This is a genomic window from Flavobacterium sp. (assembly GCF_044368995.1).
GTDB lineage: Bacteria > Bacteroidota > Bacteroidia > Flavobacteriales > Flavobacteriaceae > Flavobacterium.
This window is the reverse complement of sequence record NZ_JBIPMS010000104.1, coordinates 1-5,973: the sequence shown is the minus strand read 5'-3', so window position 1 is coordinate 5,973 and position 5,973 is coordinate 1. Positions and strand designations below refer to the sequence as shown.

Below are 5,973 nucleotides of genomic sequence, written 5' to 3'. Positions count from 1 at the left end.
TTTAGCTGCTTCTTCCGATTTAGTGTTACTTGCTCATGTAGATGACGAAAGTTGTCCACTTGGTTTAGCACCTACAAATAGTACAACTGCTCAATTGGTTTTAGGTGATGCCATTGCCGTTTGTTTAATGAAATTAAGAAATTTTCAGGCAGAAGATTTTGCCAAATATCATCCAGGTGGCGCTTTGGGGAAAAAACTATTATTACGTGTAAAAGATATGTTAGTTAATACACCCGCTCCACAAGTAGCTCCAAATGCTTCCATTAAAAAAGTAATTATGGAAATTTCGGAAAAACGTTTAGGTGTTACAGCTGTTGTTGAAAATGAGGTTGTCATAGGAATTATAACGGATGGTGATATTAGAAGAATGTTAACTGATAGAGAATCTTTTTCAGATTTAACAGCACAAGATATTATGTCAAAAAACCCGAAATCAATTGTTTCAACTGTTTTGGTTGCTGAAGCTTTAGATGTTTTGGAAGATTATAAAATTACACAATTGATGGTGATTGATAATGGTACCTACAAAGGCGTGTTACATTTACACGATATTTTAAAAGAAGGAATCGTATAAATAGCTTAAGGATAATAACTTATCGACAAAAAAAATTGCTATATTTTAGAAACAACATCAATTAATAACAATAAAAACTTAATGGCAAAAAAGAATAAAAAAAACATTAACGAAATGACTTTCTTAGATCATCTTGAGGAATTAAGATGGTTGTTAGTAAGAAGTTCGGCTGCTATTTTAACAGGGGGCGCCATTGCTTGGTTTTTTAACGATTTTATTTTTAATACTATCATTTTCGGTCCCATGAAAGGTAATTTTATTACCTATAAGTTTTTTTGTGATTTAGCTAATAAATATGATTTAGACAAAAGTTTTTGCGATGCCACATTAAACTTCAGTATTCAAAATACAGAAATTGAAGGACAAGTCTCCTTGATGGTTTGGACATGTATTACTGCAGGATTTATAATTAGTTTTCCGTATATTTTATTACAATTTTGGAATTTCATTAGACCGGCTTTGTATAAAAAAGAAAAAAGAAATGCGGTAAAATTTATTGTTATTTCATCTCTGTTATTCTTTTTAGGTGTGTTATTTGGCTATTTTGTATTAACTCCATTATCATTGAATTTTTTATCAACATTTACTGTATCTGATGTAATTAAAAACGATATTAATGTAAATTCTTATATCGGAACCGTCAAAACTACCACTTTAGCCACAGGTTTGGTTTTCGAATTACCAATAATTATTTATTTCCTATCTACTTTAGGTTTGGTAACACCTTCTTTTTTAAGAGAATACAGAAAATGGGCGTATGTAATTATCCTAATTATAGCCGCAATAGTAACACCGCCAGATGTAATTAGCCAAGTTATAGTAACTATACCATTGATAATACTTTACGAAATTAGCATTTTTATAAGTGCCTTCATTTTTAAGAAAAACAATAAATCAATAACCACAACATAATGAGTGATTTAATTACCGAGTTTAACGACTATCGCGCTAAAATGAATGAAAAATTATTGGCCGATGATAATAAAGTAATCAAAAGAATTTTTAATTTAGATACCAACGCATATAGTGAAGGTGCTTTAGATGTAAAAACTAAAGAGTTATTAGGCTTAGTAGCTTCAGCCGTTTTACGTTGTGATGATTGCATTAAATATCATTTAGAAACGGCCTATAAAAACGGAGTCAACAGAACAGAAATGATGGAAGCCATGAGTATTGCAACTTTAGTTGGTGGTACAATTGTAATTCCGCACTTAAGAAGAGCTTATGAATTTTGGGAAGCTTTGGAAAATGAGATAATTAAATAATTAGCTAATGTGCCAATTATTCTAAAAGTTAAACAAATAATAATAAAGTTTCAACTTCAATTATATTTAATATTTTTACAAAATATTGAAACATTGGCACATTGCCATATTGTCTAATTGACAAATTAAAAAAAATGAAATTAAGAGCCGAAAATTTAGTTAAGACATACAAAAAAAGAAGTGTTGTAAAAGGCATTTCCGTTGAAGTAAATCAAGGAGAAATTGTAGGATTATTGGGTCCAAATGGTGCTGGAAAAACAACTTCTTTTTACATGATTGTGGGTTTAGTAAAACCAAATTCTGGAAATATTTATTTGGACGACATGAATATTACCGATTTTCCTATGTACAAACGTGCCCAAAACGGAATTGGTTATTTGGCACAAGAAGCTTCTGTTTTTAGAAAATTGAGCATAGAAGACAATATTTTGTCGGTTTTACAATTGACCAATTTGACCAAAGCAGCACAAGAAGCGAAAATGGAAAGCTTAATTGAAGAATTTTCATTGGGCCATATTCGAACGAATAGAGGTGATTTATTATCGGGTGGAGAACGAAGAAGAACAGAAATTGCAAGATGCTTAGCTACGGATCCGAAATTTATTTTATTAGACGAACCTTTTGCTGGAGTTGACCCAGTTGCGGTTGAAGATATTCAAAAAATTGTTGCACAATTAAAAAATAAAAATATAGGAATTTTAATTACCGACCATAATGTGCAAGAGACTTTAGCAATCACAGACAAAACCTATTTAATGTTTGAAGGCGGTATTCTAAAAGCTGGAAAACCAGAAGAATTAGTAGAAGACGAAATGGTAAGACGGGTATATTTAGGTCAGAATTTCGAATTAAGAAAAACAAAAATCGACTTCAATGCACCGAAAGAAGTTGAGTTAGATAAGTAATTTTAACATCCGCGTACCTATCCTATGAAAAATCCATCAAAAGAACAATCAGAAACTTGGCGGAAAGACTCAAATAATTGGAAATGTGGCGTATTTTATTACAATCCAGAAGATAAAAGATTGTTACCACCAAAAAGACTGGGTTGGACAGGTTGGACAACGAACTTTGCTAATTCAAAATCTGTGGGACTATTAGTTGCTATTATTTTTTTAATCGTATTTCTAATGGCGTTTTTACCTAAAAAATGGATTATTTAATACACACTTTCTTTAAATCTTCTACATTTCCGTTGAAAACATTCACATCTACTAATTCATTAACACCAATAAGTTTGGCTTTTTCTGAAAATTGCCACATCAAATAATCATCTTCAATTTTTTCTTTCCAAGGATTATAATTGGCTATCCAAAATTTATAATTTGGAAAATCTTCATGTAAAAAATCTTCGTAATATTTTTCACCTGTATAAATTATCGGTTTCACTCCGTACTGGTTTTCTACAATAGTTAACCAATTTTGTAATCCTTCTTTTAATTTCTTCATCGATTGCCCTTTTGGCATTTTTTCGATATCTAAAATTGGAGGTAAATGTCCTTTTCGTAGTTTAACATTCTTAATAAAATTATTGGCTTGATCGGTTGAATTTTCATCAGGGCGATAATAATGATAGGCACCTTGAATATAGATGGAAGACGTTAATTTTTTCCAATTTTTCTTGAATTTTAAATCGACTTTATTGCTTCCGGCTGTGGCACGAAGCACTACAAACTTAATTTCAAATTGCTCCTCAATTGCTTCAAGATTTTCCCAATCAATTGTTCCTTGGTATTGAGAAATATCAATACCGAAAATTTTATCTTCATGATTGGCTACAATATCATTTATGCGTTTGTCTTCTATTTTTCTCTGATTTACAGTTAATTCGATGTTTTTGGTTTTAAATCCTAAATAAAATAAAATCGCATCTTTTTTTTGAAATACGAAAATTATTGTAATCAATAAGAAAAAAAGTCCAAGAATCCATTGGAGAGATTTCGGACTAATTAAAGTTTGTTTTTTTCTTTTAGAAGTATATTTTCTTCTGGTTGCCATTAAACTTTCTTAAAAATCGTATTATTCACCACAGATAAAATCACATAAAACAAAATGATAATTGGAATCGCAATGAATTCTAAAATCGCAATTAAAATAACCGAAATAATTATAAACACGACTTGCATTTTATATTTTTCCCAGCTGAAACTTTTTACTTTTAATGAAAACAAAGGAATTTCTGCGTTTAATAAATACGAACTTAAAACCGTAACTCCAACTAAAACGAATGGGTTACTTAAAAAATCAACCAACCATTCAAATTCTGAATGAAACTGAATCATTGGAATACTCATAATTAATAATGCATTCGCTGGTGTTGGTAAACCGATAAACGAATCCGTTTGACGGGTATCAACATTAAATTTAGCCAATCTATAACAAGACGCTAAAGTGATTAAAAAACCTAAATAGGGCACAATACCCATATAATAGGTGTCTTCCGTTAAATTATATTGCGATTGATTTTCCTGAATATCTGCTAACATTTTATACATTACGAATCCTGGCACCACGCCACTTGTAACCATATCAGCTAAAGAATCCAATTGCAAGCCAATTGGACTTTGAACTTTCCAAATTCTGGCGAAAAAACCATCCCAATAATCGAAGAAAATTCCCAAACAAACTAACGAAAAAGCTTCATTATAATTGCCGTTAAACACATGAATTAAAGCCAATAATCCAGCGAGTAAATTCAATAAAGTAATTGCGTTTGGAATATGTTTTTTTATGCTCATTGAGTTAAAATTTTCTATTATATCATTAATCTAAAGCAAATGTAAACAATAAAACAAAAGAATTTGAGTTTATTAGGTAAGAAATTTAGATATTTGTAGCTAGATTAAATTTGATTTGAAAAAAATAATAGTATTTATCCTGCTAATGACTTCAACGTCATTTTTTGCGCAAACTATTCGTAAATATTCCAATGAATTTTTAAATATTGGAGTAGATGCGGCAGCGTTAGGAATGAGTAATGCGGTTACAGCACAAACTTCAGATGTAAATTCAGGATATTGGAATCCTGCTGGGATTTTACAATTGGAAGACAAGCAAATTGCGCTTATGCATGCCAATTATTTTGCAAATATTGCACAATATGACTACGCCGGTTTTGCCATGCCTATTGACGACCGAAGCGCTTGGGGAATTTCATTAATACGTTTTGGGGTAGACGATATTTTAAATACCACGCAATTGATTGACAGTCAAGGAAATATTGATTATAACAGAATTTCTCTTTTTTCTACCGCCGATTATGGTGTGACATTTTCTTATGCACGAAAATTACCAGTTGAAGGATTTAATTATGGCGTAAATGCAAAAGTAATTAGAAGAATTATTGGAGATTTTGCTTCATCTTGGGGATTTGGTTTTGATATTGGATTACAATTTCAAAACAAAAACGATTGGAAATTTGGTTTAATGTTAAGAGACATAACCACAACATACAACACTTGGACCATCAACGAAGAGGAATACAAAAAAATAAAAAATGCGGTTCCAGGTGAAAATCAGGAATTGCCTGAAACTAGTGAAATCACTTTGCCAAAAGCGCAATTTGGATTGTCAAAAAAATTCGAATTTCATTACGATTACACTTTAACAACCGCAGCCAATTTAAATATGGAATTTACCCAAACAAACGATATTATTTCTACAAGTGCGATGAGTTTTAGCCCCGCAATTGGTTTAGAATTTGGCTATATTGATTTGGCTTTTTTACGTGCAGGTGTTGGGAATTTTCAACAAATTACACAAATTGACAATACAAATAAAGTAAGTTTTCAACCTAATATTGGTTTAGGGTTTAAATACAAAGGCATTCAAGTAGATTATGCTTTAACTGATATAGGAAATCAAAGTGCGGCACTTTATTCTAATGTGTTTTCAGTAAAAGTGGATTTAGGAATTTTTAGAAGGTAATTTTTGAGAATATAGAGAATAAAATATAGATATTAAACTTTTATTAGTCGTCAAAAAACACATATAATATGCTAAAAAAAATACTTTTCTTATTACTTCCTATTATTGGTTTTTCTCAAAACGTAATTTTATCGGACAATGCGAAAGTTAGTATTTTAACTTGTGGAACAGCACCTGTTTCCTATGCGATGTATGGACACACTGGAA

General features: G+C 30.8%; 8 protein-coding genes. 6 read left to right on the top strand and 2 right to left on the bottom strand.

Translation table 11 applies throughout. The annotated features are described in order from the left end of the window. The 5 genes from ACIQ2I_RS07405 to ACIQ2I_RS07385 form a co-directional block, all read left to right on the top strand. On the top strand, nucleotides 1–574 hold a 574-nt coding region (locus tag ACIQ2I_RS07405; RefSeq protein WP_396181785.1), incomplete at its 5' end, for a CBS domain-containing protein. A gap of 81 nt (nucleotides 575–655) precedes the next feature. Then, entirely contained in the window at nucleotides 656–1,486 is an 831-nt protein-coding gene (gene tatC, locus ACIQ2I_RS07400; protein WP_396181784.1) for a twin-arginine translocase subunit TatC, read from the top strand. After that, nucleotides 1,486–1,839, top strand: a complete 354-nt coding sequence (locus ACIQ2I_RS07395; protein ID WP_396181783.1) for a carboxymuconolactone decarboxylase family protein — start codon at nucleotides 1,486–1,488, stop codon at nucleotides 1,837–1,839. Before tatC ends, ACIQ2I_RS07395 begins: the two co-directional genes overlap by 1 nt. 134 nt (nucleotides 1,840–1,973) lie before the next feature. Further along, nucleotides 1,974–2,744 carry an LPS export ABC transporter ATP-binding protein gene (lptB, locus tag ACIQ2I_RS07390; RefSeq protein WP_396181782.1) on the top strand — a complete coding sequence of 257 codons (771 nt, stop codon included), beginning with the start codon at nucleotides 1,974–1,976 and terminating at the stop codon, nucleotides 2,742–2,744. 24 nt (nucleotides 2,745–2,768) lie between these two features. Further along, on the top strand, nucleotides 2,769–3,002 hold the full coding sequence (locus ACIQ2I_RS07385) for a DUF5808 domain-containing protein (RefSeq protein ID WP_396181781.1): 234 nt from the start codon (nucleotides 2,769–2,771) through the stop codon (nucleotides 3,000–3,002). On the opposite strand, the gene ACIQ2I_RS07380 is transcribed toward ACIQ2I_RS07385, so the two are convergent. Next, complete coding sequence (locus ACIQ2I_RS07380) at nucleotides 2,995–3,837, bottom strand: GH25 family lysozyme (protein WP_396181780.1); 843 nt, start codon at nucleotides 3,835–3,837, stop codon at nucleotides 2,995–2,997. The two genes, ACIQ2I_RS07385 and ACIQ2I_RS07380, sit on opposite strands and share 8 nt — an antisense overlap. Next, complete coding sequence (locus ACIQ2I_RS07375) at nucleotides 3,837–4,577, bottom strand: CDP-alcohol phosphatidyltransferase family protein (protein WP_396181779.1); 741 nt, start codon at nucleotides 4,575–4,577, stop codon at nucleotides 3,837–3,839. The genes ACIQ2I_RS07380 and ACIQ2I_RS07375 overlap by 1 nt, the downstream gene beginning before the upstream one ends. A 145-nt stretch (nucleotides 4,578–4,722) precedes the next feature. Between ACIQ2I_RS07375 and ACIQ2I_RS07370 the strand changes: the two genes are divergently transcribed. Continuing rightward, complete coding sequence (locus ACIQ2I_RS07370) at nucleotides 4,723–5,766, top strand: PorV/PorQ family protein (protein WP_396181786.1); 1,044 nt, start codon at nucleotides 4,723–4,725, stop codon at nucleotides 5,764–5,766. The last annotated feature ends 207 nt before the right edge of the window (nucleotides 5,767–5,973 follow it).

Bases quoted from the DNA above. Each gene is read 5' to 3' on its own strand.
- ACIQ2I_RS07385 (WP_396181781.1), top strand. From the start codon at position 2,769: ATGAAAAATCCATCAAAAGAACAATCAGAAACTTGGCGGAAAGACTCA.
- ACIQ2I_RS07380 (WP_396181780.1), bottom strand. From the start codon at position 3,837: ATGGCAACCAGAAGAAAATATACTTCTAAAAGAAAAAAACAAACTTTA.
- ACIQ2I_RS07370 (WP_396181786.1), top strand. From the start codon at position 4,723: ATGACTTCAACGTCATTTTTTGCGCAAACTATTCGTAAATATTCCAAT.
- ACIQ2I_RS07395 (WP_396181783.1), top strand. From the start codon at position 1,486: ATGAGTGATTTAATTACCGAGTTTAACGACTATCGCGCTAAAATGAAT.
- ACIQ2I_RS07375 (WP_396181779.1), bottom strand. From the start codon at position 4,577: ATGAGCATAAAAAAACATATTCCAAACGCAATTACTTTATTGAATTTA.
- lptB (WP_396181782.1), top strand. From the start codon at position 1,974: ATGAAATTAAGAGCCGAAAATTTAGTTAAGACATACAAAAAAAGAAGT.
- tatC (WP_396181784.1), top strand. From the start codon at position 656: ATGGCAAAAAAGAATAAAAAAAACATTAACGAAATGACTTTCTTAGAT.